This is a genomic window from Streptomyces sp. NPDC040610 (genome assembly GCF_055594065.1).
Genome location: NZ_JBVIXA010000007.1, coordinates 470515 through 495467 on the forward strand (window position 1 = coordinate 470515; position 24953 = coordinate 495467).

Annotated in this window: 23 protein-coding genes; 3 read left to right on the forward strand and 20 right to left on the reverse strand. The window is 72.2% G+C overall.

Annotation, left to right across the window (positions count from 1 at the left end; all coding sequences use genetic code 11):
- Window positions 1–40: 40 nt before the first annotated feature.
- The 6 genes from ACZ6AA_RS25625 to ACZ6AA_RS25650 form a co-directional block, all read right to left on the reverse strand.
- Window positions 41–937, reverse strand: coding sequence for an amino acid ABC transporter permease (locus ACZ6AA_RS25625; RefSeq protein ID WP_385713264.1), 897 nt, complete (start codon window positions 935–937; stop codon window positions 41–43).
- Window positions 934–1578, reverse strand: coding sequence for an amino acid ABC transporter permease (locus tag ACZ6AA_RS25630; RefSeq protein ID WP_468454487.1), 645 nt, complete (start codon window positions 1576–1578; stop codon window positions 934–936). Before ACZ6AA_RS25630 ends, ACZ6AA_RS25625 begins: the two co-directional genes overlap by 4 nt.
- Before the next feature lie 9 nt (window positions 1579–1587).
- Window positions 1588–2496, reverse strand: coding sequence for a glutamate ABC transporter substrate-binding protein (locus tag ACZ6AA_RS25635; protein ID WP_468454485.1), 909 nt, complete (start codon window positions 2494–2496; stop codon window positions 1588–1590).
- 13 nt (window positions 2497–2509) lie between these two features.
- Window positions 2510–3253: an amino acid ABC transporter ATP-binding protein gene (locus ACZ6AA_RS25640; RefSeq protein ID WP_468454483.1), complete on the reverse strand. Its 744-nt coding sequence runs from the start codon at window positions 3251–3253 to the stop codon at window positions 2510–2512.
- A gap of 121 nt (window positions 3254–3374) precedes the next feature.
- Window positions 3375–3815, reverse strand: a complete 441-nt coding sequence (locus ACZ6AA_RS25645) for a DUF6278 family protein (protein WP_468454481.1) — start codon at window positions 3813–3815, stop codon at window positions 3375–3377.
- 127 nt (window positions 3816–3942) lie between these two features.
- A complete protein-coding gene (locus ACZ6AA_RS25650; protein ID WP_468454479.1) occupies window positions 3943–4386 on the reverse strand; it encodes a DUF3093 domain-containing protein in 444 nt (147 codons plus the stop codon).
- Window positions 4387–4646: 260 nt separating this feature from the next.
- Between ACZ6AA_RS25650 and ACZ6AA_RS25655 the strand changes: the two genes are divergently transcribed.
- A complete protein-coding gene (locus ACZ6AA_RS25655; RefSeq protein ID WP_471460149.1) occupies window positions 4647–6461 on the forward strand; it encodes an SGNH/GDSL hydrolase family protein in 1815 nt (604 codons plus the stop codon).
- A gap of 212 nt (window positions 6462–6673) precedes the next feature.
- Here the strand turns inward: ACZ6AA_RS25655 and ACZ6AA_RS25660 are convergent, their stop codons facing one another.
- From ACZ6AA_RS25660 to ACZ6AA_RS25675, 4 genes are all read right to left on the reverse strand, one after another.
- Entirely contained in the window at window positions 6674–7453 is a 780-nt protein-coding gene (locus ACZ6AA_RS25660; RefSeq protein ID WP_468454475.1) for an exodeoxyribonuclease III, read from the reverse strand.
- A 93-nt stretch (window positions 7454–7546) separates the two neighbouring features.
- On the reverse strand, window positions 7547–8179 hold the full coding sequence (locus ACZ6AA_RS25665; protein ID WP_468455032.1) for an MBL fold metallo-hydrolase: 633 nt from the start codon (window positions 8177–8179) through the stop codon (window positions 7547–7549).
- Window positions 8180–8257: 78 nt separating this feature from the next.
- The gene (gene pcaDC, locus ACZ6AA_RS25670; protein ID WP_471460151.1) at window positions 8258–9553 is read right to left on the reverse strand and encodes a bifunctional 3-oxoadipate enol-lactonase/4-carboxymuconolactone decarboxylase PcaDC; all 1296 of its coding nucleotides are present in this window, start codon (window positions 9551–9553) and stop codon (window positions 8258–8260) included.
- A 96-nt stretch (window positions 9554–9649) separates the two neighbouring features.
- Complete coding sequence (locus ACZ6AA_RS25675; RefSeq protein WP_471460153.1) at window positions 9650–12925, reverse strand: AfsR/SARP family transcriptional regulator; 3276 nt, start codon at window positions 12923–12925, stop codon at window positions 9650–9652.
- Window positions 12926–13066: 141 nt separating this feature from the next.
- On the opposite strand from ACZ6AA_RS25675, the gene ACZ6AA_RS25680 reads away from it, so the two are divergent.
- Complete coding sequence (locus tag ACZ6AA_RS25680) at window positions 13067–14056, forward strand: ornithine cyclodeaminase family protein (RefSeq protein WP_468454469.1); 990 nt, start codon at window positions 13067–13069, stop codon at window positions 14054–14056.
- Between the two features lie 16 nt (window positions 14057–14072).
- Here the strand turns inward: ACZ6AA_RS25680 and ACZ6AA_RS25685 are convergent, their stop codons facing one another.
- The 8 genes from ACZ6AA_RS25685 to ACZ6AA_RS25720 form a co-directional block, all read right to left on the reverse strand.
- Window positions 14073–15338, reverse strand: a complete 1266-nt coding sequence (locus ACZ6AA_RS25685) for a sulfite oxidase (RefSeq protein WP_468454467.1) — start codon at window positions 15336–15338, stop codon at window positions 14073–14075.
- A 290-nt stretch (window positions 15339–15628) separates the two neighbouring features.
- Window positions 15629–16237, reverse strand: a complete 609-nt coding sequence (locus ACZ6AA_RS25690) for a sugar kinase (RefSeq protein WP_468454465.1) — start codon at window positions 16235–16237, stop codon at window positions 15629–15631.
- A complete protein-coding gene (locus tag ACZ6AA_RS25695) occupies window positions 16238–17395 on the reverse strand; it encodes an ROK family glucokinase (RefSeq protein WP_030361870.1) in 1158 nt (385 codons plus the stop codon).
- 180 nt (window positions 17396–17575) lie between these two features.
- Window positions 17576–18397 carry an ATP-binding cassette domain-containing protein gene (locus ACZ6AA_RS25700; RefSeq protein ID WP_468454463.1) on the reverse strand — a complete coding sequence of 274 codons (822 nt, stop codon included), beginning with the start codon at window positions 18395–18397 and terminating at the stop codon, window positions 17576–17578.
- Window positions 18394–19464, reverse strand: coding sequence for an ABC transporter permease (locus ACZ6AA_RS25705; RefSeq protein ID WP_468454461.1), 1071 nt, complete (start codon window positions 19462–19464; stop codon window positions 18394–18396). Before ACZ6AA_RS25705 ends, ACZ6AA_RS25700 begins: the two co-directional genes overlap by 4 nt.
- Window positions 19461–20474 (reverse strand): sugar ABC transporter substrate-binding protein, encoded by a 1014-nt coding sequence (locus ACZ6AA_RS25710; protein ID WP_471460157.1) that lies wholly within the window; start codon window positions 20472–20474, stop codon window positions 19461–19463. Before ACZ6AA_RS25710 ends, ACZ6AA_RS25705 begins: the two co-directional genes overlap by 4 nt.
- 178 nt (window positions 20475–20652) lie before the next feature.
- Window positions 20653–21645 (reverse strand): sugar ABC transporter substrate-binding protein, encoded by a 993-nt coding sequence (locus ACZ6AA_RS25715; RefSeq protein ID WP_468454457.1) that lies wholly within the window; start codon window positions 21643–21645, stop codon window positions 20653–20655.
- Between the two features lie 112 nt (window positions 21646–21757).
- Window positions 21758–22507, reverse strand: coding sequence for a GntR family transcriptional regulator (locus ACZ6AA_RS25720; protein WP_468455030.1), 750 nt, complete (start codon window positions 22505–22507; stop codon window positions 21758–21760).
- Window positions 22508–22647: 140 nt separating this feature from the next.
- On the opposite strand from ACZ6AA_RS25720, the gene ACZ6AA_RS25725 reads away from it, so the two are divergent.
- On the forward strand, window positions 22648–23667 hold the full coding sequence (locus ACZ6AA_RS25725; protein ID WP_468482661.1) for a Gfo/Idh/MocA family protein: 1020 nt from the start codon (window positions 22648–22650) through the stop codon (window positions 23665–23667).
- A gap of 91 nt (window positions 23668–23758) precedes the next feature.
- Here the strand turns inward: ACZ6AA_RS25725 and ACZ6AA_RS25730 are convergent, their stop codons facing one another.
- On the reverse strand, window positions 23759–24223 hold the full coding sequence (locus tag ACZ6AA_RS25730; protein ID WP_468454453.1) for a PaaI family thioesterase: 465 nt from the start codon (window positions 24221–24223) through the stop codon (window positions 23759–23761).
- 47 nt (window positions 24224–24270) lie between these two features.
- Window positions 24271–24939: a response regulator gene (locus tag ACZ6AA_RS25735; RefSeq protein ID WP_468454451.1), complete on the reverse strand. Its 669-nt coding sequence runs from the start codon at window positions 24937–24939 to the stop codon at window positions 24271–24273.
- Window positions 24940–24953 lie beyond the last annotated feature (14 nt).

Below are 24953 nucleotides of genomic sequence, written 5' to 3' on the forward strand. Positions count from 1 at the left end.
CTGCTGCCGGGCGGGCCTGGCCCTCCAGCTGCTGCTCCCGTCAGGGGCCGGGGGCCCTGGGGGGACCCCCGCCCGGCAGCAGCGTCCCTGGTTCAGCCGGGGCGACATCCACGGCCTCTGTCTTGGGACTGCGCTGCTGACGCTTGGACACCCAGTAGGCGAACCACGAAAGCAGCATGCACATCCCGATGTAGATCGGTGAGATCACCATGACCACGGGGATGAAAGGCAAATCGTAGTCGAGATTCGACGCGATGAGCTTCCCGGCATGGAGGAACTCCTCATAGGTGATCAGATAGCCGAGTGAGGTGTCCTTCAGGGCCACGACCAGCTGGCTGATGATGGCGGGCAGCATGGCCCGCACCGCCTGCGGCACCAGGACGTACGACATGACCTGGGTCTTTCTCATGCCAAGCGCGTAAGCGGCCTCCCTCTGGCCGCGCTCGACCGAGTTGACGCCGGAGCGGAACACCTCGGCGAGCACGGAACCGTTGTAGAGCGTGAGCCCGGCGACCAGCGCCGGCAGCGGCTGGACCTTCAGCGCCACGAAGACGAAGAAGATCATCACGAGCACGGGCATGGCCCGGAAGAACTCCACCAGGAGCGTGGCCACCCAGCGCACCGGCCGGTGGTCCGAGAGCCGCCCGGTGGCGAGCAGTCCGCCGAGGGCGAGCGAGAGCACGGCGGCGATGGCGAACGCCTTCAGCGTGTTGCCGAGGCCGCGGAGCAGCAGCTCCTGGATGCCCTTGTACTCGAACGGCGTCCACTTGGTGGCGGTGAACTGGTCGGTGTCGAACAGCAGATACAGGATCCAGCCGACGAGCGCGACGATCAGGGCGGTGGAGAGGATGCCGTAGATCAGGTGTCTGCGGCGGGTCCGCGGGCCCGGGATGTCGTAGAGCGCGGTGGCTTCGGGAGCGTGGGCGGTGGTGGTCATCGGGCGACTCCCCAGCGCTTCTCGAGGATGTTGAAGACGGCGCTGATGGCGAGGGTGATGATCAGGTAGCCGAGGGCGATCCAGACGAAGGTCCAGATGATGCTGTAGCCGAGTTCGCTGAGGGTCTTGTAGGTGCCGAGCAGTTCGGTGACGCTGAACGCCCCGGCGATGGCGGAGTTCTTGGCGAGCGCGATCAGCGTGGAGCCGACCGGCGGGATGACCGAACGGAAGGCCTGCGGGAGCACCACCGCGGACAGGGTCTGACTGAAGGTCATACCGAGGCTGCGGGCCGCCTCGCCCTGCCCCTTGGGCACGGTGTTGATGCCGGAGCGCAGCGCCTCGCAGATGAACGCCGAGGTGTAGCAGCCGAGCGCGAGCACGGCGAACACCTTGAAGGGCAGCACGAGCCCGAACCGCGGCAGCCCGAGGAGCACGGCGAAGAACAGCAGCGTCAGCGGTGTGTTCCGCAGGACCGCCACCCACACCGCGCCGAACACCCGGAAGGACCCGACGGGCGCCACCCGGAACGAGGCCATCACGAACCCGAGCGCGAGCGCGAGCAGCGAGGCGTACACGGTGAGTTCGACGGTGCCGAGGAAGCCGTCCCCGAACGTGGAGAAGTTGTCTGTCAGTACGTCCACGACGCCTCCTCAGCTCGCCGGGTAGCGGTCGATGGCGGGCGGCTTCGGCGCCGGAACGCCGGAGAGCCCGAGGGTGGCCTCGTACGCCTTCTTCCAGTCGCCGTTCTTCTCCCGGGCGGCCAGGGCGTCGTCGATGGCGAAGCGCAGCGTGGTGTCGCCGCGCGGCACGCCGATGCCGTAGGGCTCCTTCGAGAACGGCTTGCCGACCAGCTTGAGCTCGTCGGGCACCTTGGCCGCGTACCCGATGAGGATCGCGTCGTCGGTGGTGACCGCGTCGACCTGATAGGTCAGCAGATTGTCGACACACACGGAGTACGTGTCGTACGCGACGAGCGTCGCCTTCGGGTAGTCCTGCTTGATGCGCTGGTACGGCGTGGATCCCGCGGCGGAGCACACGCGCTTGCCGTTCAGGTCCTTGGGGCCCTTGATGTCGTCCTCGTCGTGCCGCACGAGCAGGCCCTGTCCGGCCATGTAGTACGGGCCCGCGAAGCCGACGAGCTTCTTGCGGAGGTCGTTGATGGTGTAGGTGCCGACGTAGTAGTCGATCTGCCCGTTCTGCAGGGCGGTCTCGCGGTTGGCGGAGGCGATCGTCCGGAAGGAGATCTTCCCGGGGTCGAGGCCGAGGGAGGCCGAGACCATCTTGGCGATCTCGATGTCGAAGCCCGAGTACCTGCCGGTCGCCGGGTCCTTCTCGCCGAGGTAGGGCTGGTCCTCCTTGGCGCCCACGACGAAGCGGCCGCGGCTCCTCGCCTTCCGCCAGGTGCCGGACTCGGTCAGCTCGAAGCCCTTGGCCACCTGGTACTTCGGCAGCTCACCGGCCGCGGGGCCCTTGGTCGGGGGGCTGCCCTCCTTGCCGCAGGCGGCGGTGGCCAGCGCGGTGAGGACGAGCGCGGCGAACAGACGTGTCGTACGGAGCATGCTCAGCCCCCCGTCAGTGCTTGAGGATCTTGGAGAGGAAGTCCTTGGCGCGCTCGCTCTCCGGGTGGGTGAAGAAGTCCTCGGGGGCCCGGTCCTCGACGATGCGGCCGTCGGCCATGAAGACCACGCGGTTGGCGGCCGAGCGGGCGAAGCCCATCTCGTGGGTGACGACGACCATGGTCATGCCGTCGCTCGCGAGCTGCTGCATGACTTCGAGGACCTCGTTGATCATCTCCGGGTCGAGGGCCGAGGTCGGCTCGTCGAAGAGCATCACCTTGGGGTCCATGGCCAGCGCGCGGGCGATGGCCACGCGCTGCTGCTGGCCGCCGGAGAGCTGCGCCGGGTACTTCGCGGCGTGTGCGCTGAGGCCGACGCGTTCGAGCAGCTCACGGGAGCGCTGGTCCGCCTCGTCCTTCTTGCGGCCCCTGACCTTCACCTGGCCCATGGAGACGTTCTGCAGCACGGTCTTGTGTGCGAAGAGGTTGAACGACTGGAAGACCATGCCCACCTCGGCGCGGAGCCGTGCGAGCGCCTTGCCCTCCTCGGGCAGCGGCTGCCCGTCGAGGCTGATGCGGCCCGACTGGATGGTCTCAAGACGGTTGATCGTCCGGCAGAGCGTTGATTTGCCCGACCCCGAAGGGCCGATGACCACGACCACCTCCCCCTTGCCGACGGTGAGATCGATGTCCTGGAGGACATGCAGCTCTCCGTAGTACTTGTTCACATCACGCAGCTCGATCAACGGATCGACGGCCATGCCCAGACCTGCCCACTCATCGCGGTGTCGGTCAGCGCAAACTATCCACGCGAAAACGGGACTTATTGGACGACACGCACTTATGGGCATTAACCGTATTTGAGGCTACGTTGCCTGGCGGCTACGTCTCGGACGCCTCCGCGTACACCTGAGACAACTCGGGCGTCCCCTGAACCGCCCAGTCGAGCCCCGCCGCGACCACGTCGAGCTCCCGCCCCGACACCAGGCGCACCACCGGGGTACCACCCGGAAGGACCTGCCAGACCGCGCCCGGCACGGTCCGCACGATCACCGTGCCCAGATACAGGCCCGCGTCGTTGCCGAGCCACGGCAGCGTCTCCGCGTCGTCGCGCCAGCGCGGCGGCAGCTGGTCGAGGGCGGCCAACGACGCCGGGGAGTCGTCGAGTTCAAGGCCGGCCGCGCCCGCCTGCGAGCGCAGCAGCTCGCACTCGGACAGCAGTTCGCCCACGCCGACCGGATCGTCCTCGAAGGCGGCCGCGAGCCGCAGCCCCGGCTCGCTCGGGTGCCGCTTGCGCCATTTGTCCAGGAACGGAATGTTCATGACCGGCCTCTCCGTGGGGTGCCCGGGGCGGCCTCCCCGGGCGGGCCGGGGCGGCCGGACGGCGGATCCGCGCTCCAAGGAATGTATCTTGCGGCAGTTGATCTCGGAATGAGCGGAATCAGGCGAATCAGCGGCGGGTGAAGGCCAGGATCGTGGCCAGGTTCATCGGGCGGCGGGTGGAGAGGTAGAGATAGGGCGCGGTGTGGTGCGGTCCCCGCAGCTCCACACGGAGCGCCGTGGGGACGTAGGCGCGCAGCAGGAGCAGGGCGTAGGCGTTCGCCTTGTACGTGCGCCACTCGAAGGCCTCGCCCGCGTCGAGGATCTCCGTGCCGCCGAGGTCGTCGATCGGGATGACCCGGTCGCCCACGACGAGCGTGCCGGGCGTCACGACGATGCGGGCCGAGCCGTAGCGGTGGACCAGCGGGCCGAACACCCCGCCGACGAGGAGCACGCCGAACACGGCGGCCACGGGCCCGAACGGCAGCAGGAACCCGCCGAGGAGACAGCCCGCGAGCACGACGAGGAACCACCACACGGCCGGGACGCTCAGGCGCTCATCGTAAAGGTGCATGCCGCCATCCTGGCACTGGCGTACGGGCGGGGTTGAGGGGGCCGCCCCCTGGCCCGTGCCCGCCGGTCCCCTGCGCGCCGGACCCGTGCGCGTGACCTTGGCCGGATCGGGTGCCGATGTCCACGCCGCGTTCATTGACGGGCATCTGACTGCTCCTTAGTTTCATCACGCACCATCTGTCGTCCGTGGCCGCATGAGGCGTCAGCAGTCCGTCGTGCGCGTCGAGTCCGCCGTGCACCACGTCGTGGGAGGGGTCCGTCGTGCGAAGACGCATCTTGCGAAGACGTATCTGGGGAGCCGCCGCCGCACTCGCCCTGCTCACGGGGCTCGCCCCGGTGGCCGCCGCCGAGGCAGCGCCTGAGCAGGCCCAGCGCTCCCCGTCTGCGAAGAGCACCCGACCGCTCCCCCTGGAGCGGCTGTTCGACAATCGGGCCGTCAGCGACGACGCGGGCCCCGGCGACGCGGACTTCGACGGCGCCGGTGCCTCGCTGTCCGCCCGGGACCTGGCGACGGCCGGCTGGACCCCCGGCCGCTCGCTCGGCGTCGACGGCGCCCGTGTCACCTGGCCGGACACGGCGGCGGGCGAGCCGGACAACGTCCGGGCGGACGGGCAGGCGGTACGGGTGCGCGGGCACGGGGACGCGCTGGCGTTCCTGGTCGCGGGCACGGGCGGCGACGCGAGCGGGACGGGCAGCGTGCGCTACCGGGACGGCTCACGCGGCAGCTACCGCCTCACGGCGCCGGACTGGCGCGGCGGCCCCCTCGCCACCAAGTCCGTCGCCCTGCCCCACGTCAACACACCCGGCGGCCAACTCACCGAGCGCGCCCGGCTGTACGTCGTCACGGTGCCGGTCGACCGCGGGCGCGAGGTGGCCTCCGTGGTGCTGCCCCGGGACCCCGGCGCGGGAGCCGACCTGCATGTCTTCGCGCTGTCGGTGCGAAGCGAGACCAAGGGGTGGACGGGCAGCTGGGCGGCCTCGACGGCCGGGTACACCGCGGTCGGGCCCTGGCAGGACCGGACCGTGCGACTCGTGGTGCACACCAGCGCCGGGGGGCCGCGGGTGCGGATCCGGCTCGACAACACCTTCGCGGGTACGCCGGTACGCGTCGGGAGCGCCACGGTCGCCGTGCGCGCGGCGGGCGCAGGGGCCCGGGGGGAGCCGGTGGCGCTGCGGTTCGGCGGGCGTCCGGGGGCCGAGATTCCCGCCGGGGCGCAGGTGTTCAGCGATCCGCTGCGGTTCGCGGTGCCGTCGGACGCGCACCTCCTCGTCAGCTTCCACCTGCCCGGGCCCGTGGCCTCCGCGCCCGTGCACAGCCAGGCCCTGCAGACCTCGTACGTCAGCGGGCCCGGTGACCACACGGCCGACGGCTCCGGAGCCTCGTACACCTCGACGCTGCGGACCTGGCCGCTGCTCACCGGCGTCGACGTCGGGGGCGGGCCCGGGTCCGTGGTGCTGCTCGGCGACTCCATCACGGACGGCGTCGGCTCCACGCCCGACACCGACCGGCGCTGGCCCGACGAGCTGGCCCGGCGCCTCCTGGCCCAGGACGACGTGCCGCGCTACGGCGTCCTGAACCACGGCATCTCCGCCAACCGCGTCCTCACCGACCGCTACCCCGGCGACGGTGTGTCCACCGACACCGGTGGCGTCAGCGCCCTGCACCGCCTCGACCGGGACGTCTTCGCCCAGACCTCCGCGCGGACGCTCGTCGTCTTCGAGGGCGTCAACGACGTGCGGGCCGGGGCGGCCGCCGAGGACGTCGTCGCCGGGCTGCGGGAGATCGCCCTGCGGGCGCGGGAGCGGGGGGTGCGGGTGGTCGCGGCGACCGTCGTTCCCTGTGAGGGGGAGGCTCGGTGCACTGCCGCGGTGGACGCGGAGCGGGTGAAGGTCAACTCCTACCTGCGGGGTGGTGGTGACTTCGACGCCGTCCTCGACTTCGACGCCGTCCTGCGTGATCCTGCCCGTCCCTCGCGGATGCTGCCCGCCTACGACAGCGGGGACCATCTTCATCCGGGCGATGCGGGGCTTGCCGCGCTGGGGCGGTCGGTGCGGTTGGGGGAGCTGGTGCCGTAGCCCGGCTGGGAGCTCCCCGATCCCGCCCCTTTCCCGAAACTGGGACTCCGCCCCCAGACCCCGCTCCTCAAACGCCGGAGGGGCTATATATGTCGCCGGTGCGGCACGGTTTCAGCCCGTCCGGCGTTTGAGGACGAGGCGCGAAGCGCCGATCAGCGGGGGTCCGGGGGCGCAGCCCCCGGTTTCGGAGAAGGGGCGGGGTTGGGGAAAGGTCACAGATCCAGGTCGACCACCACGGGCGCGTGGTCCGAGGCACCCTTGCCCTTGCGTTCCTCACGGTCGACGTAGGAGTCGGACACCGCCTTGGCGAAGGCCTCGTTGCCGTAGACGAGGTCGATGCGCATGCCGTTGTTCTTGGGGAAGGCGAGCTGTCGGTAGTCCCAGTAGGTGTAGGGACGGTCGTACTTGAGGGGCCGCGGGACGACGTCCGTGAGGCCGGTCTCGCGGAGGGCGGCGAGCGCACCGCGCTCGGCGGGCGTGACGTGGGTGGCACCTTCGAAGAGGGCGGGGTCCCAGACGTCCTCGTCGGTCGGCGCGACGTTGTAGTCACCGAGGACGGCGAAGGGCCGGGCCCCGGCCGCGTCCTCGGCGACGGCGGCCTTGAGGGCGTCGAACCAGGCGAGCTTGTAGGCGTAGTGGGCGTGGTCGACCTCGCGGCCGTTGGGCACGTAGACCGACCAGACGCGGGCGGGGCCGCAGGTCGCGGAGATGGCGCGGGGCTCCTGCGCGTCGTCGTAGTCGGGGCCGCCGGGCAGGCCCGTGGTGACGTCGGCGAGGCCGACGCGGGAGATCAGTGCCACGCCGTTCCACCGGCCCGTGGCGTTCACCGCGGACTCGTACCCCAGCTCGCGCAGGGCCTCGGCGGGGAACTGCTCCGCGCCGCACTTGGTCTCCTGGACGCACAGCACGTCCGTGCCGGTCTTCTCCAGCCAGGCCAGGAGCCGGGGAAGGCGGGCGGTGATCGAGTTCACGTTCCAGGTCGCGATGCGCATGGGAAACAACCTACCCGCCACCACTGACAGTCCCGGATCCCCCGCCCCGACACCACCCGCCACCGCCCGGCCCCACCGCCCCGCGCCGCGCGGTCACACCTCGGTCGACTCCCCCGGCGCGAGCCGCACGTGGTCCGTGCCGCCGAGCCGCCCGATGTGACCGCCGTAGATCGGCAACGCCAGGTCGGTGAGGAGGGCGTCGTGGATGTCGTAGGCGCGCCGCGGCTTGACCTCGCGTACGTAGTCGATGACTTCGGAGATCTTGTTCCAGGGGGCCATCACCGGGACCATCAGGGTGTCCACGGGGTGCTCGGGCACCGTGAACGCGTCGCCGGGGTGGAAGACGGTGCCGTCGACGAGGTAGCCGACGTTGGTGACGCGCGGCAGGTCCGGGTGGATCACGGCGTGCAGCTCGCCGTGGACCTGGATGTCGAACCCGGCGGCCGTGAACGTGTCGCCGTGGCCGACGGTGTGCACCCGCCCCGGGAAGGCCGCCGCGAGCTGGTCGGCGACGGACGCGAGGGTCCACAGCTCGGTGGCCGGGTCGGCCTCCAGGGCGGCGCGCAGATGGCGCTCGTCGAAGTGGTCGGGGTGCTCGTGCGTGACCAGGAGGGCGTCGGCCCCGGCAGCGGCGTCGTCCTCGCTGAAGCCGCCGGGGTCGATGACGAGGAGGCGGCCGTCCTTCTCCAGGCGCACGCACGCGTGGGACTTCTTGGTGAGCTTGATGTGAGACGTCGTCATGCCCCCATCCTGCTCCTCGGGGCCGACCGGAGCCGACCGGGGCCCCGAGGGGGACATGCACCGCTACTCCTGCGGAGTCGTCTCCTCGCGGATCACCTGCTGGGCGACCCGGAACGCGCTGTTGGCCGCGGGGACCCCGCAGTACACCGCGGCCTGCAGCAGCACTTCCTTGATCTCGGCCGGAGTGAGGCCGTTGCGGAGCGCGGCGCGGGTGTGGAACGCCAGCTCGTCCAGGTGGCCGCCCGCGACGAGGGCCGTGAGGGTGACACAGCTGCGGGTGCGGCGGTCCAGGCCCTGGCGGTTCCAGATCTCGCCCCAGGCGTAGCGGGTGACGAGGTCCTGGAAGTCCGCGGAGAACTCGTCGGCGGTGGCCATGGCCCGGTCGACGTGCGCGTCGCCCAGCACCTCGCGGCGGACCTTCATGCCCTGGGCGTACGCGTCGGGGCGGGCGTCCGTCGCCACGGGCTGCTCGACCGCGGCGATCTCGGCGACGGGCGCGGCCGGGGGTGGGGTGAGCACGGGCTTGACGGGGGGCGCGGTGATGGCGTGCTGGCCGGTGGCGTGGGTGTCGGGGGCGGCCTGCCAGGCGCTGGAGAAGTGGCGTACGAGCAGGTCGGTGACCGCGCCGGGCTGTTCCACGGGGGCCAGGTGGGAGGCGCCGGGCACCACGGCGAGGCGGGCGTCGGGGATGCCCGCGACGAGGGTGCGGGCCTCGCCCTGACCGGTCACCTGGTCCTCGGAGCCGACCAGGACGAGGGTGGGCACTCCTATGCTGGCCAGCTCCGCGCGAATGTCGAAGGCGGCGAGCGCCTCGCAGGCGGCGATGTAGCAGCCGGGGTCGGTGGTGCGCACCATCTGCACGGCCCAGTCGGTGATGGCGGGCTGGGCGGCGGCGAAGCCGGGCGTGAACCAGCGCTCCGGGGAGCTGCGGGCGATGGGGTCGAGGCCGTTGGTGCGGACGATGACGCCGCGCTGGCGGAACTCGTCGGCGGTGCCGAACCGCGGCGACGTGGCGATGAGTGCGAGCGAGGCGACGCGGTGCGGGTTGCGCAGCGCCAGTTCGGCGCCGATGGCGCCGCCGAGCGCGCAGCCCGCGAACCCGAAGCGCTGCACGCCGAGCTCGTCGAGCGTGGCGAGCACGCGGCGGGCGAGTTCACCGACGGAGTCCACGGGGTGGGCGGGGGCGCCGCCGTGTCCGGGCATGTCGAAGCGGATGATCCGCCAGTTCTTGCTCAGTTCGGGCACCTGCCGGTCCCACATGTGCCACGTGGTGCCGAGGGAGGGGCCGAGGACCAGGACAGGGGCGTCCTCCGGCCCGTCAAAGCGGTATTGCAGGGCTGCAGTGTTCGTCTCGCTCACCCGCTCCACGCTGCCACATCGCCCCCATGCGCACCGACGGGGGTGTGCGCCTCCACCAAACCGCCGCAGACCTTCACGGCCGCGGCCGGGACGGGTTCACCCGGCGAGTACGGCCTCGGCGGGCTCGCGCCAGTCCCCCGCCCCGCCTGCCCGGGTCGCCTCGGCGAACGCCGGTTCGCCGAGGTGGGCGCGGGCCTGTGCGGTGATCCGGTCGACGTCCGGATGTGAGCGGTCCGGTGTGCCCCGCACGCTGTCAGCGGCGGCGAGCAGCGTCGCGGCCCGCTCGTGCTGCCCCTGGCGCAGCGCCAGCTCCGCGAGGCCGACCAGCACGTGTGCGAGCAGCGGCAGGTGCCCCAGCCTCACCGCCTCGCGGAAGGCCTCGGCCCAGTGGCCGCGGGCCTCCTCGACGTCCTCGGCGAGGTAGCCGTACAGGTCCTGGGTCACGACCCGCAGGTATCCCCTGGTCCCGGAGACGCGCAGCGGCCTGGCCGCGTCCAGGTGCGCGTACGCCTCCTCCCGCCGTCCGCGCCAGCGGGCCAGGTGCGCCTTCGCGAGGACGAGCCCGGCCAGCGCGTCCGGCCAGGCGACCCGGTCCACGCAGGCCTGCGCCTGTGCCATGGCGGCCGCGCTCGCCGCCTCGTCGCCGAGCAGCCAGTACAGCTGGGCCTGGCGCGCCCGCAGGCCGATCGCGTCCTCGATCGCGCCCAGCTCGGTCAGGGCCGTGATCCCCTGTTCGTAGTGCTCGCAGGCCTCGGCGAACGCGCCGCGCTGGGCGAGCCGGTCGGCCAGGGACATCAGCGCGAGGGACATCCCCCAGCGGTCGCCGAGGGCGCGGAACTCGGCCAGGGCGATCTCCATGTCCGTGTCCGTGTCCGGTTCGACGCGGCCGATGGTGAGCCGCAGCCGGCTGCGGTTGAGCCGGGCCTGGGCGCGCACCCACGAGTCCTCGTCAGTGAGCATGGGCTCGAACGCGGCCAGGAACTCCAGCGGCTCCGCCAGCATCCGCTCCATCAGGTCGACCATGACCATCAGCGGGTGGCTGCTCGTCCCGGTCCCGCGCCGGGCGTACCGGTACGCCTTGTGGATCCACTCCTGCGCCGCGTACTGGTCGCCCTGGCCCGAGGTCAGGAACAGCGACACGACGGCGTACGCCATGGCGCGCACGTCGTCGGGCACGGGCCCGTCCAGGGACGCAGCGGCGACGCTCAGTTCGGTGCCCTCGGCCTTGCGTCCGCTCAGGAACCAGTACCAGCCCGCGGGTCCGGCGAGCCGCATCGCCTCGTGGGCCCAGCCGTCCGCGATGGCGCCGCGCAGGGCCGCGTTGATGTTGTCGTGCTCGGCCTCGAGGACGGCGAGCCACTCCAGTTGCTCCGTCCGGCGCAGGTGCGGCTCGGCCGTCGCGGCGAGGTCGGTGAAGTGCGCGAGGTGCGCCCGGCGGGCCGACTCGGTCTCCCCGGCCTCGGCCAGGCGGTGCGCCGCGTACTCCCTGATGGTGTCCAGCATCCGGTAGCGCGGCACGGCCGTGTCGTCGGCGAGCAGCAGGGACTTCTCGATCAGCGCGGTGAGCACGTCGAGGACCTGCTCCCCGCCCGGGTCCTCGCCCCCGCACACCCGCTCGGCCGCGTCGAGCGTGGCGCCGCCGGAGAACACCGAGAGCCGCCGCAGCACGCTCCGCTCGGCCTCGGTGAGCAGGTCCCAGCTCCAGTCGACGACCGCGCGCAGGGTCTTGTGCCGGGGCAGCGCGGTGCGGCTGCCGCTGCTGAGCAGCCGGAAGCGGTCGTCGAGCCGGAGGGCGAGCTGTTCGACGGACATCGTGCGCAGCCGTGCCGCGGCCAGTTCGATGGCGAGGGGAATGCCGTCGAGCGCCCGGCAGATCCGGGCCATGGCGGCCAGGGTCGGCTCGTCGAAGACGATGTCCTTGCGCACCGCGCCGGCCCGGTCCCGCAGCAGCAGCACCGCGGGCGAGGCCCCGACCGCGGCCGGGTCCGCGCTTCCGCCGGGCAGGGCGAGCGGCTCCACCTGCCACAGCGCCTCGCCGGTGATGCCGAGCGGCTCCCGGCTCGTGGCCAGGATCCGCAGGCCCCGGCACTCCCCGAGCAGCCGGTCGGCGAAGGTCGCGGCCGCCTCGATCATGTGCTCGCAGTTGTCGAGGACCAGCAGGTGCGCGCGGTCCCGGACCGCCGCGACGAGCCGGTCCATCGAGTCCCCGCCCGGGTCCCCGCCGCCGTCCCCACCGACCAGCGCCTGGTCGCGCAGGCCGATGGCGGTGAGCACGACCTGGGCCAGCTCCCCGCCCGCCCGCACCGAGGCCAGCTCGACCAGCCAGGCCCCGTCCGGCAGGTCTTCGAGCATCCGCCGCGCGGTCTCCGTGGCGAGGCGCGTCTTGCCCGAGCCGCCAGGTCCGGTCAGGGTGACGAGGCGGTGCTCGGTGACGAGGTCGGCGACCGCGGCGACGTCCTCGTCCTTGCCGACGAAGCTGGTCAGCCCGGCGCGCAGGTTGGTGCGGGGCCGCTCCGGCTGCGTCCGGCCGCCGCTCCGGTCGTGCTGCTCGCCCTGCTCATGGCGCTCGGCACGGTCGGTGCGGTCGGCAGGGGCGGTGCGGTCGGCGGTCCCGGCGCGCTCGCGGTGCTGTCCCCGGGCCCCGCGCCCACCCAGGTCCCCACGCAGCAACGCGGTGTGCAGCGCGGAGAGTTCGGCCGATGGCTCCACGCCCAGCGCGTCGACGAGCCGCTCGCGCAGCTTCTGATACGCCATCAGGGCCTCGCTGCCCCGGCCCGCCTCGGCGAGCGCCCGCATCAGCGCGGCGACGAGGCCTTCACGCAGCGGGTGCGTGGCGACCAGCTCGGTCAGTTCGGAGACGAGGTCGGCGCCGCGGCCGAGGCGGAGGTCCGCGTCCACCCGGTCCGCGAGCGCGGCGAGGCGGAGTTCGTCGAGGCGGGTGGCCGCGGCGGCGAAGGCGTCGCTGCCGTGCGGCGCGATGTCCGCGAGGGCCGTGCCGCGCCACAGCTCCAGGGCCGAGCGCAGCAGCTCCGCCCGCCGCGGCACGTCGTCGGCGGCGCGCGCCCGGCCGAGCAGCTGCTCGAACCGGCTCACGTCCACGGCGTCGGGCGCCACGGCCAGCCGGTACCCGCCGGACTCCGCCTCGACCGACCCGTCCGGCAGCACCCTGCGCAGCCGGGACACGAGCACCTGCAGGGCGTTCGCCTCGTCCGCGGGCGGCCGCTCCCCCCAGATCCAGTCCACGAGCCTCGACCGGGTGACGACCCGGCCGGGTTCGAGGGCGAGCGCGGACAGCAGGGCGCGCAGACGAGTGCCCGGCACCTCCACCGCCGCCCCGGCGGCGGTCCTGACCTCGAACGGCCCGAGCATCATGATGTGCACCTGGCCATAGTGCCGCACGGCTCCGACGCCTGACCAACCACTCCCGCGCTGGTCACGACCGCCGTTCCCGCGGTCCCAGGGGCCCGGCGCGCCCCGGTGTTTCGGTGCGGCGTCCGCGGTGAGGATCACCGAATGACCCCGCACCTCGAATCCCCCGCACCACAGAACCCCCTCCCGACCCATGCGGCCCTCCCCCATCTCGACGCCGCCACGCTCGACCGCCTGGTCCCGATGGGCGCCGCCGTCGACGCCGTCGAGGACGTCCTCGCGAGCGGCGGGCTCGACCCCGAGGCGGAACCCGCGCGGTCCGTCGTCGGTGTGACGGGCGGTCAGCTCTTGCTCATGCCGTCGTCGACGGCCTCGTACGCGGGCGTGAAGGTGGCGACCGTGACCCCCGCCAACCCCGAGCGCGGACTGCCCCGCATCCAGGGCCTGTACCTCCTGCTCGACGGCGTGACCCACCAGCCGCTCGCCCTGCTCGACGGCATCGCCCTCACCTCGCTGCGCACGCCCGCGGTGTCCGGCGCCGCGATCCGGCGCCTGGCCGCGCCGGAGGTCCGGCGGCTGCTCGTGTTCGGGACGGGGCCGCAGGCGTGGGGGCATGTGGAGGCGGTACGGGCGGTGCGCCCCGGCCTCGCGCACGTGGACGTCGTCGGGCGCGATCAGGGGCGGGTGGACGCGTTCGTGGAGCGGTGCCGGGCGGCGGGGCTCGCGGCGGCGGCCGCGGCGCCGAAGGACGTCGCCCACGCCGACGTGGTGTGCTGCTGCACCACGGCGCGCGAGCCGCTGTTCGACAGCTCGCTGCTCGCCCCGCACGCGACCGTCGCCGCGGTCGGCTCGCACGAGCCCGACGCCCGCGAGGTCGACGAACGCCTCCTCGGCCGGGCCACGGTCGTCGCCGAGTCCCGGTCCGTGGCGATGCGGGAGTGCGGCGACATCGTGCAGGCGGTCGCCACCGCCGCGTTCGACCTGCGGCGGCTGCGCACCCTGCGCGAGCTGGCCCGCGGCGAGGTGGCCGTCGACGAGGCCCGCCCGCGCCTGTTCAAGTCGGCGGGCATGGCCTGGGAGGACCTCGCGGTGGCGGTGGCGGCGTACGAGAGGTGGCGGGGCGCCGACGCCTGAGCGCCCCGCCCCGGCCTCACGCCACCGTCACGGGATGCCGCACCACCGCGTCGAAGAGATACCCCTGGGTGTTGTGGGCCGTCGTCGTCGGCTGGCTGCGCCCGGTCGTGTCCGTGGCGCGGGCGAGGAGTGTCGCGGGGCCGGGCGTGCGCGGCCGCCAGTCGGTGGACCAGCGCACCCAGGAGCCGCGCCGGGGTATGTCGTGGAGGCGGGCGCGGTGCCAGGTGCCGCCCTGGTCGGTGCTGATGTCGACGCGGGCGACGGCGCCGTCGCCCGACCAGGAGCGGCCCGTGAGGCGGTGCCGGACTCCGGCCCGGAGCGTGGCGTTCCAGGGGAGTTCGAAGGCCGACTTCAGGGTCTGGCGGGTGAGCGGCGGTGAGCCCTCGGCCGGGAAGTGCGGGCCGAACAGGCGGTAGAAGTCGGTGTTCCAGGGCGAGTAGAGCGGTGTCGTCGAGACCTCGATGTCGCCGACCCACTTGATGGACGCGATGCCGATCCAGGAGGGCACGACGACGCGCACGGGGTGGCCGTGGTCGGGCGACAGCGGCTCGCCGTTCATCTCGTACGCGAGGAGGACGTCGTCCAGGGCCTTCGCGAGGGGCAGCGGGCGCCGCACCCGGCCGAGGTTCGTGCCGTCGGCCGTGACGTAGTCGTCGTCGAGGCCACGGGGCATGACGTCCACGGCCCGGCGCGAGAGGCCCGCCCGGCGCAGGACGTCGGCGAGCCGGACCCCGCGCCAGCGTGCGGTGCCGATGGCGCCGAGCGTCCAGGCCGTGCCCGACACCGGCTGGCCCTGCTGGGTCTGGAACAGGCTGCGGCCGTTGCCCGCGCACTCCACGAACGCCGTGCGCGCCGTCGACGGCAGCCGCTTCAGGTCGGCGAGCGTGAACTCCCGTGCGCCGCCGGTGAGTCCGTCTCCCCACACGGTGAGCCGCCACGCGGTGGCGTCGAGGCGGGGCGTGGTGGTGTGGTTGCGTACGAAGAAGTGCGAGGCGGGGGTCAGCTGACCGGTGTCGGCGAGCGCGTCGAAGCGGGTCTCGGCGTTCGTGCCACGCACCGTGAACACGTCGTCGGGCAGCGGTTTGACGATGCCAGGCATGGTCGCGGCCCGTGCGCGCGGGGCGGGCCAGGCGAGGGGCACGGCTGCCGCGAGGCCCGCGGCGGCGGCGAGCCGCAGCACGTCGCGGCGGGCCACTCCGTCGGCGCGGGCCGCGCCCGCGAGCCACTGCCGCAGGCGACGGCGGTCGTACGCGGCTTCGGTGATCGGTTCCGTGGGCGTCATGAGGGCAGCCTTCCGCGGCGGGCGTGACGGTCTTTTCCGAGTGCGCGAAGTGCCGTACGCCGTCAGGGAAGCGAGCGGCGCACGGGACGAGCAGCGACGTACCGAGAGGAAAGAAGAGAGGGAAGAGAGGGAAAGCGAGAGAGCAGGAGGATCAACAACAGGCGTGCGACGGCAGTGCGCGGACCCGGATGCTTCCGGTGGCACAGGTGCTGCGGCTGAGGATCATCCCGACATGCTACGAGGCCGTGACGTGTCCCGTCACGGCCTCGGCCCGTTCGTGCACGGCGCCGCTACGGCGTCGTCGTCGACACCACGTACACCATGGGGTGCTTCGGGTCGGAGCGGTTCACGACGATGTCCTGGGTGGGGGTGGGGTTCTTCATCTTGTGGGTGAGGCCCCACCAGGGCCCGGGGTCGGTGAACTCCCAGCCGACGACCTTCCGGTCGCGCTTGCTGATGGTGATGTCGTTCTTCTTCAGGGCGCTGACGCCCTTGCCGGTGCCGGTGGCCCTGAGGAACTTGTCGAGGCCCTCGTTGCTGGTGAGGAACTGGACGTACAGGCGGCTGGTGCGCCAGTTGTTGGTCTCGTAGTAGGCGACCTCCGCGGAGTACGGCGGGATCGGCACGTCGTAGAGGCGGCGCTGGACCTTGGAGGGCCAGCCCGCGGTGAGGCCGGTCGCGGAGTACTTCTTCTCCTTGTCGCGGCCGCTGTCGCGGCTCTGGTTCGCGGAGATCAGCAGATACACGGCGGGTACGCCGATGAGCAGCACGATGATCGTCGCGGTGAGCCAGCGACGGCGGAGCATGTGGCGGCGGTCTTCCGGAGGGCGCTGCTCCGCGTCACCCGGTCCGGGCGGGCCCGGCAGGTCCGGGGACGAGGGCTGGCGGGGCACGGTCATCTACTGGGTTCCCTGGGCGGTGCGGTCGTTGGAGCGGCGGGCCTCGGCGTAGCGCTCGTACCGCTCGTAGCGCTCGACGCGGCGGCGGTTGGCGCGCCGGAAGCGGCGGGCGACGAGCCGGGCCAGGTCGGCGGCGCCCACCATGCCCGCCTCGGGGCCGAGCTGGGCGCGGGCGATGCGGGCCTCGGGGCGGTAGCCGCGGCCGGTGAGGTGGCGGCGGAAGGCGTCCCTGGCCGGGCCGATGAGCAGGTCGTCGGCCGCGCTGACGCCGCCGCCGATGACGAAGCAGGACGGGTCGAGGGCGGCGGCGAGGTTGGCGATGCCGACGCCGAGCCACTGGCCGATGTCCTGGAGCAGCTCGACGCACATGGCGTCGCCCTCGCGGGCCAGCTCGGTGATGAGGGGGCCCGTGATGTCGGGGACGTTGCCCTTGACGCGCTCGATGATGCCGTACGCCACCGGGGAGTCCGCGGCCGCCAGCTCGCGGGCCTCGCGCACCAGGGCGTTGCCGGAGCTGTACTGCTCCCAGCAGCCGCGGTTGCCGCACGGGCAGCGGTGGCCGCCGGGCACGACCTGCATATGGCCGAATTCGCCCGCGACCCCGAACTTGCCGCGCTTGACCTGGCCGTCCTCCAGGATCGCGCCGCCGATGCCGGTGCCGAGCGTGATCATGACCAGGTGGTCCTCGCCGCGGGCCGCGCCGAAGCGCCACTCGGCCCACGCGGCGGTGTTCGCGTCGTTGTCGACGAGCACGGGCACCGCGAGGCGGCCGGAGATGCGGTCGCGCAGGGGTTCGTTGCGCCAGGACAGGTGCGGGGCGAACAGGACGCGGTTGCGGTCCGCGTCCACCCAGCCCGCGGCGCCGATGCCGACGGCGTGCACGTCGTGCCGGTCGGACAGGTCAAGGACCAGCTCGACGATGGTGTCCTCGACCACCTTCGGGCTCTTGGACTTGTCCGGCGTCTCGGTGCGCAGCGTCTCCAGGATGTTGCCGTCGGCGTCCACGACGCCCGCCATCACCTTCGTGCCGCCGATGTCGATGCCGACGGTGGGGACGCGGGGCGCCGTCAGATGGGATCGGCGCTCACGCGTGCCCACGGTCCGCAGAACGGTGGCTCGTGCGGAGCCGCGGTGCGTGAGGTCGCGGTAGGTGCTCATCGGGCCGATTCTGCCTCACGCTCGCGGGGGCGCGCACAACGGGACCGGGGTGCCGGGGCCCCGTCAGGGGCGCGGGGAACTGCGCGCTCAGCCAGAGAAAAGCCGCAGACGCGTCTGCTCGGCACTCAGCAGATGCGTCTGCGGCTTTGTCGGGGCTGGTCGCGCAGTTCCCCGCGCCCCTTACGGGGCGCGCTCGAGTTCGTGACGGAGGTCGTCCAGCTCGGAGCCGCCCGCCATCTGGCGGGTCAGCTCGTCGAGGGTGATCTCGGCGCGGGTGTGGCTGCCGGACATGGCCCCGCGCTTGAGGAGGACGAAGCGGTTGCCGACCAGGTAGGCGTGGTGCGGGTTGTGGGTGATCAGGACCACACCGAGGCCCGCGTCCCGGGCGGCCGCGACGTACTTGAGGACGACGCCGGACTGCTTCACGCCGAGCGCGGCGGTGGGCTCGTCCAGGACGAGGACCTTCGCGCCGAAGTACACGGCGCGGGCGATCGCCACACACTGGCGCTCACCGCCGGACAGGGTGCCGATCGGCTGGTCCACGTCGCGCAGGTCGATGCCCATGCGGAGCAGCTCCGCGTGCGTCGTCCGGCGCATCAGGTCGACGTCGAGGCGCTTGAACGGGCCGGTGCCCTTCGTCGGCTCGGAGCCGAGGAAGAAGTTCCGCCAGACCGGCATCAGCGGGACGACGGCCAGGTCCTGGTAGACGGTGGCGATGCCGCGGTCCAGGGCCTCGCGGGGGCTGGAGAGCCTGGTCTCCTCGCCCTCGATGCGCAGGCTGCCCGCGTCGTGCTGGTGCAGCCCCGCGATGATCTTGATGAGGGTGGACTTGCCCGCGCCGTTGTCGCCGAGCACGCAGGAGATCTCCCCGGCGTGCACTTCGAGGGAGACGCCCTCGAGGGCCCGGATGTTGCCGTAGTACTTGCTGACGGCGTCGAGCTCGACCAGCGGCGTACGGTCCGCGGGGGCCGTCTCTTCCTTGGCCACGGCCTCAGTGGTCATTTCGTCGCCTCCGCGCGCTTGCGGACCCAGGCGTTGAGCAGGGTCGCGAGGAGCAGCATCGCTCCGAGGAAGAACTTGAACCAGTCCGGGTTCCACTCGGCGTACACGATGCCCTTGCTGGTCATGCCGAAGATCAGGGCGCCGACCGCGGCGCCGACCGCCGAGCCGTAGCCGCCGGTGATCAGACAGCCGCCGATGACGGCCGCGATGATGTAGATCAGTTCGTTGCCGACGCCCTCGCCGGACTGCACGACGTCGTAGTTGAAGAGCAGGTGCTGGCCGGAGACCCAGGCGCCGAAGGCGACGCCCATGTACAGGCCGATCTTGGTCCTGCCGACGGGGACGCCGACCGCACGGGCGGCCTGCTCACCGCCGCCGACCGCGAAGATCCAGTTTCCGGCGCGGGTGCGCAGCAGGATCCAGGTGGCGACCGCGATCATCGCCAGCCACCAGACGATGGTGATCTTGAAGTCGACGTCGCCGATGGTGATCGTCGAGGCGAACACGTCCTTCGCCGACGAGAAGCCCTCCATGTCGGAGATCGACTTGGTGGAGACGGTGTCGCTGATCAGCTTGGTGAAGCCCAGGTTCGCGCCGGTGAGCATCAGGAACGTACCGAGCGTGATGATGAAGCTCGGCGGGTCCGTGCGGATCAGCATCACGCCGTTGAAGACGCCGATGGCGAGGGTGGCCAGCAGGGACACGCCCACGCCGACCCAGACGTTCGCCGTCATCTGGTAGCTGAACATCGACGAGATCAGCGCGGACGTCGTCACCATGACGCCCGCCGACAGGTCGAACTCACCGCCGATCATCAGCAGCGCCACCGGCACCGCCATGATGCCGATCGTGGAGGCCGCGTACAGGACGGTGGCGAGGCTCGTCGCGCGCAGGAAGCTGTCGGCGACGACGGCGAAGAACAGGAACACCGCCACGGCGCCCACGACGGAGCCGAGCTCGGGCCGGCCCAGGAACTTCTTCAGCGGCGAGGTCTTCAGAAGCCGCTCGTCGACCGCCTTCTCGGGCCGCTGCGGTGACGGTGCGGGTGCAGGTGCGGTCGCGCTCATCGGGTCCCCCGCTTCGCGTATTCCTCCAGCTCGGCGGCCTGGTCCTTGGTGATGATCTGCGGTCCGGTGAGGACCGGCTTGCCGCCGCCGAGCACATCGGCGTTGTACTTGTAGAGCCAGAGCAGGTCCACGGCCTCGTAGCCCTGAAGGTAGGGCTGCTGGTCCACGGCGAAGCCCAGCGTGCCGGACTTCAGGCCGCCCGCGACCTTCTCGTTGAGGTCGAACGTGTCGATCTCGGCCTTGCTGCCCGCGCCGTCCTTGGCCTTCACGGCCGTGTCGGCGAAGGGCGCGCCGAGGGTGACCACGGCGTCGATGTCCTTGTCGGACTGGAGCTTGGCCTCGATGGAGGACTGCACGTCGGGCATGTTGGTGCCCTCGACGTACAGGTTCTGCATATCGCCGTCGAACGTCTTCTTGGCGCCCTCGCAGCGCTGCTCGTGGCCGACGTTGCCCTGCTCGTGCAGGACGCACAGCGCCTTCTTCTTGCCGCGCTTGTTCAGCTCCTCGCCGACGGCCTCGCCCGCGATCGTCTCGTCCTGGCCGATGTGGGTCAGGGCGCCGAACTGCTTGGACTCCGCCGAGCCCGAGTTCACCGTGACCACCGGGATCCCGGCCTTGGTCGCGCGGGCCACGGCGGCCTTCATCGCGTCCGGCTTGGCCAGCGTGACGATGATGCCGTCGACCTTCTTGTCGATGGCGGCGTCCACGAGCTGCGCCTGCTGCTGCGCCTCGTCGTGGTGCGAGTACAGGAACTTGATGTTGTCCTTCACGGCGGCCTGCTTGGCGCCGCTCTGCACGATGTCCCAGAACGTGTCGCCGTCGCCCGAGTGCGTGATCATCGCGAACGTCCAGCGCGGCGTGTTCACCGCGGCCCTGCCCTGTGCCTGCTGCGCCTTGCGGGCGTCCTCGGCGCGCTTGCCGCCGGTGCTGCTGCATCCCGCCAGGGACACCCCGAGCACCGCCACAAGCACGGCACCCACCGCACGTACTCCAGTCCGAACCCTTGCCACGACGTCGTGCCCTTCTTGCTGTCCAGTGTCTGCTGTGCCTGCGGTGCGCACGGAGCCGTCCACATTTGCGTTCGCGGCGCCGATTCGGTTTGCAGTGCTTGCTGTGTTCTTCGGTGCGGCCGGGCCCGCTGCCCGGACCCGGCCGCCCAAGTATCGGTCACACGGATCAGCCGTGTGGTCATCGGGTACCGCGGGCGGTGTACTTCTCCAGCTTCGGTACGTCCTTCTTGGTCACCACGGCCGGACCGGTCAGGACCGGTTTGCCGCCGCCGATCACATTCGCGTTGGACCTGTACAGCCACAGCTCGTCGATCGCGAGGTAGCCCTGGAGGTAGGGCTGCTGATCGACGGCGAAGCCGACCTCGCCCGCCTTGAGCCGCTTGACCACCTCGGCGTTGAGGTCGAAGGTGTCGACCTCCGCCTCGCTGTCCGCGTCCTCCTTCGCCTTCACGGACACGGCCGCGATCGGCGCGCCCAGGGTGACGACCGCGTCGATGTCCTTGGCGGCCTGGAGCTTGGCGCTGACGGACGACTGGGCGCCGGGCGCGTTGGTGCCGTCGACGTTGAGGTTCTGCACCGTGCCGTCGAAGGTCTTCTTCACACCCGCACAGCGCTGTTCCAGCGAGACGTTGCCCTGTTCGTGGATCACGCACAGGGCCTTCTTCCGCCCTCGCCGGTCCAGTTCGTCGCCGACGGCCTCGCCCGCCACGGACTCGTCCTGGCCGATGTGGCCGAGCGCGCCGAAGCGGGTGGAGTACTCCCCGCCCGAGTTGATCGTGACGACCGGGATCCCGGCCGCGCGGGCCTTGCCGAGCACGGCCTTCATCGCCTCCGGCTTGGCGAGCGTCACCACGATCCCGTCGACCTTCTTGTCGATCGCGGTCTGGACGAGCTCCGCCTGGCCCTTGCCCTCCTTGTCGTTGGAGTACAGGAACTCGACGTTGTCCTTCTTGGCGGCCTCCTTGGCGCCGTTCTGGACGATGTCCCAGAAGGTGTCGCCCTCGCCGGAGTGCGTCACCATCGCGATCTTCAGGCGTGGGGTCCCGGCGGCCTGGCCACCGGAGCCCCCGGACTTCCCGGAGTCCTCGGAGTCCTTGCCCCCGGAGCCGCTGCACCCTGCCGCGAGTGCGATGACCGCTAGGAGCGCTGCTGCCGTGCGGGCTGTACGCATGAGGGGTCCGCCCTTCTCCCGGCCGCGGATCGCGGCTTCGGCCGCGCCGATGCGGCTTGAGGAGTTCTAACGGCGGGAGCGGGCCAGCGTCAATGACTTTGTCAGAACATTCTTACGGCCGCACCAGAAGTTGAAACTCGAAGGAGTACCGCGAGGCCCGGTAGATGTGGGAGCCGAACTCGACCGCGCGGCCGGTGTCGTCGAAGGTCGTGCGGCGCATCGTGAGCAGCGGCGCACCCTCCGGCTCGGTGAGCAGGTCGGCCTCCTCGGCCCCGGCGGCACGGGCTCCGACGGACTGGCGGGCACTGTGCAGCGTGATCCCCGCGGCACGCATCAGACGGTAGAGCCCGGTGGCCTCCAGGCGCTCCGTGTCGAGCGGAAGCAGTCCGGCCGGGATGTGGTTGCGCAGGTACGCCATCGGCTCGCCGTGGGCCAGACGCAGGCGCTCCACCAGGTGGACGTCGCCGCCCTCCGCGACCCCGAGGGCGGCGGCGGTCTCGGCGGTCGCGGGCTCGACGACGTTGCGCAGGACCCGGGTCTCGGGCCGCTGCCCGGCCGCCTCCAGGTCGTCGTAGAGGCTGCTCAGCTCCAGCGGGCGCTTGACCTGGCTGTGCACGACCTGGGTGCCGACGCCCCTGCGGCGCACCAGGAGGCCCTTGTCGACGAGCGACTGGATGGCCTGGCGGACGGTGGGCCGGGACAGGCCGAGGCGGCCCGCGAGCTCGATCTCGTTGCCGAGGAGGCTGCCGGGGGTCAGGGCGCCGCGCTCGATCGCCGCCTCCAACTGCTGCGACAGCTGGAAGTACAGCGGGACCGGGCTGCTGCGGTCGACGCCGAGGTGCAGGGCCACCGTGGGGTCCACGGCCGGTTTGGCGGCTTTGGCCGCGGCTGGATCGGTCACGGGGTGAGCGTAGTCCGGGGAGATGATGACGGGAAGTTCGGAAGTTCTGTTGTCAGGACAAACCATTGACAGGAGCGCGGCTGCCTCGCGAAGGTGTGCCCATGCGCATCGGACTGATCGGAACGGGACGTATCGGCACTTTCCACTCGGCGGCCCTGGTCGGCCATCCGGGGGTGGACTCACTCGTCGTCGCGGACGTGGACGCCGCCAGGGCGGCGGACCTCGCGGCCCGGGTGGGCGCGGAGACGGCGCCCTCGGTGGACGCGCTCTTCACGGCGGGGACGGCGGGCTCCGGCGTGGACGCCCTGGTCGTCACGGCGGCGACCTCGGCGCACGCGGAGCTGATCGGCAGGGCGGCGCGGGCCGGTCTGCCGGTGTTCTGCGAGAAGCCGATCGCCCTCGACCTGCCCGGCACCCTCGCCGCGCTCGCGGAGGTCGAGGCGGCGGGCACGGTGCTCCAGCTCGGCTTCCAGCGGCGCTTCGACGCCGGGTACGCGGCGGCCCGCGACGCCGTGCGGGCCGGGCGCCTCGGCCGGCTGCACACGGTGCGGGCCATGACGTCGGACCCGGCGCCGCCGCCCGCCGCGTATCTGCCGCTCTCCGGCGGCCTGTACCGCGACTGCCTGGTGCACGACTTCGACATCCTGCGCTGGGTGACGGGCCGCGAGGTGGTGGAGGTGTACGCCACCGGCTCCGATGCCGGACCCGCGATGTTCCGCGAGGCGGGCGACGTCGACACCGCCGCGGTGCTGCTCACCCTCGACGACGGCACACTGGCCACGGCCACGGCGACGCGCTGCAACGGCGCGGGCTACGACGTCCGCATGGAGCTCGCGGGCGAGGCCGACCAGCTGGCGGTCGGCGTCAACGACCGCACCCCGCTCACCTCGGCCGAGCCGGACGGACCGCCCGCGCCCGACAAGCCGTGGCCCGGCTTCCTGGAGCGCTTCGCGCCCGCGTACGAGGCGGAGCTGGCCGCGTTCGTGGAGGTCGTGCGCGGCGAGCGGGCCAACCCCTGCGACGGCCGTGAGGCGCTGCACGCGCTGCGGATCGCGGAGGCGTGCGAGCGGTCGCGGGCCGAGCGGCGGCCGGTGCGGCTCGCGGAGGTCGACGGGGGCTGAGGAGGGCCGAGGAGGGCTGAGGGGCGGGCCTGGCCTGGCCTCGGGGACGGGCGCGGCTCAGGCTCGGACGTGGCTCGGGGGCGGGCGCGGCTCAGGTCGACGTGGCGCGGACCGTGCCCTGGGCCAGCGCGCACAGCGACTCGGCGCCGTCGTCGGCCACGGCGAACACATCGCAGCGGACGACGGCCTGACGGCGGGTCGCCTCCGCCACCGTCGCACGGGCCACCAGACGGGCGCCGGTCGCGGGGCGCACGTACTGGATGGTGAAGCCGGACGTCAGGACCGCGGGGCCGAGCGCGGTCCCGGCCGCGAACGTGATGCTGTTGTCGGCCGCGTACGCCAGCACGCCGCCGTGCACGAAGCCGTTCTGCTGGCGGAGTTCGCCGCGTACGGGGATCTCCAGGGTGGCCGCGCCGTCCCCGAACGCGGTGATCTCGGCGCGCACCAGGCGGCTGAAGGGCTGGGCGTCCAGGGTCTTGCGGGCGAGGTCCAGGTCGAGCACGGGCACTCCCGTCCCGTCGTGGGCCGCGGCCGTCCGCCCCTTGTCATCCGTCATGGCCGCCAACGTACCCGCGCCCGCGGGCCGTTGACGTGCGGGGTCGGTCAGTCGTCGTTCAGGAGGCCCGCGTCGTGGACCAACAGGGCGATCTGGACGCGGTTGTTCAGGTCGAGCTTGGTCAGAACGCGGGACACATGGGCCTTCACGGTGGCCACGCTCAGGTACAGCTCGGCGGCGATGTCCGCGTTGGACGCGCCCTTGCCCACGGCGACGGCGACCTCACGCTCCCGGTCGCCGAGCACGTCGAGCCGGTCGAGGGCGCGCCGCCGCCGGTCGAGTTCGGGGCCGCCCCCGGCCACCTGCGAGATCAACTGCTGCGTCACGCTGGGCGAGAGGACCGGCTCGCCCGCGGCCACCGCCCGTACCGCCGCGACGATCTCGGCGGGCGCGGTGTCCTTCAGGACGAACCCGGCGGCCCCCGCCCGCAGCGCCCGCAGCACCTGCTCGTCGGCGTGGAAGGTGGTGAGCACGACGACCTCGGGGGCGTCGGGCCGCTTGCGCAGGGCCTCCGTGGCGGCGAGCCCGTCCATCGTGGGCATCCGGATGTCCATCAGGACGACGTGGGGCCGGACCTCCGCGACGAGCGCGGCGACCTCGCTGCCGTCGCCCGCCTCCCCCACGATCTCGATGTCGTCGGCGCCGCCGAGCATGAAGGAAAGACCGGCGCGGACCAGCGGGTCGTCGTCGACGAGCAGCAGCCTGATCGGTGTCATGCGCCTACCGTAAC

Excerpts from the sequence above, each read along its gene's own strand:
- ACZ6AA_RS25625 (WP_385713264.1), bottom strand. The coding sequence starts at position 937 with ATGACCACCACCGCCCACGCTCCCGAAGCCACCGCGCTCTACGACATC.
- ACZ6AA_RS25635 (WP_468454485.1), bottom strand. The coding sequence starts at position 2,496 with ATGCTCCGTACGACACGTCTGTTCGCCGCGCTCGTCCTCACCGCGCTG.
- ACZ6AA_RS25640 (WP_468454483.1), bottom strand. The coding sequence starts at position 3,253 with ATGGCCGTCGATCCGTTGATCGAGCTGCGTGATGTGAACAAGTACTAC.
- ACZ6AA_RS25645 (WP_468454481.1), bottom strand. The coding sequence starts at position 3,815 with ATGAACATTCCGTTCCTGGACAAATGGCGCAAGCGGCACCCGAGCGAG.
- ACZ6AA_RS25650 (WP_468454479.1), bottom strand. The coding sequence starts at position 4,386 with ATGCACCTTTACGATGAGCGCCTGAGCGTCCCGGCCGTGTGGTGGTTC.
- ACZ6AA_RS25660 (WP_468454475.1), bottom strand. The coding sequence starts at position 7,453 with ATGCGCATCGCGACCTGGAACGTGAACTCGATCACCGCCCGCCTTCCC.
- ACZ6AA_RS25675 (WP_471460153.1), bottom strand. The coding sequence starts at position 12,925 with ATGATGCTCGGGCCGTTCGAGGTCAGGACCGCCGCCGGGGCGGCGGTG.
- ACZ6AA_RS25680 (WP_468454469.1), top strand. The coding sequence starts at position 13,067 with ATGACCCCGCACCTCGAATCCCCCGCACCACAGAACCCCCTCCCGACC.
- ACZ6AA_RS25685 (WP_468454467.1), bottom strand. The coding sequence starts at position 15,338 with ATGACGCCCACGGAACCGATCACCGAAGCCGCGTACGACCGCCGTCGC.
- ACZ6AA_RS25690 (WP_468454465.1), bottom strand. The coding sequence starts at position 16,237 with ATGACCGTGCCCCGCCAGCCCTCGTCCCCGGACCTGCCGGGCCCGCCC.
- ACZ6AA_RS25695 (WP_030361870.1), bottom strand. The coding sequence starts at position 17,395 with ATGAGCACCTACCGCGACCTCACGCACCGCGGCTCCGCACGAGCCACC.
- ACZ6AA_RS25700 (WP_468454463.1), bottom strand. The coding sequence starts at position 18,397 with ATGACCACTGAGGCCGTGGCCAAGGAAGAGACGGCCCCCGCGGACCGT.
- ACZ6AA_RS25705 (WP_468454461.1), bottom strand. The coding sequence starts at position 19,464 with ATGAGCGCGACCGCACCTGCACCCGCACCGTCACCGCAGCGGCCCGAG.
- ACZ6AA_RS25715 (WP_468454457.1), bottom strand. The coding sequence starts at position 21,645 with ATGCGTACAGCCCGCACGGCAGCAGCGCTCCTAGCGGTCATCGCACTC.
- ACZ6AA_RS25725 (WP_468482661.1), top strand. The coding sequence starts at position 22,648 with ATGCGCATCGGACTGATCGGAACGGGACGTATCGGCACTTTCCACTCG.
- ACZ6AA_RS25730 (WP_468454453.1), bottom strand. The coding sequence starts at position 24,223 with ATGACGGATGACAAGGGGCGGACGGCCGCGGCCCACGACGGGACGGGA.
- ACZ6AA_RS25735 (WP_468454451.1), bottom strand. The coding sequence starts at position 24,939 with ATGACACCGATCAGGCTGCTGCTCGTCGACGACGACCCGCTGGTCCGC.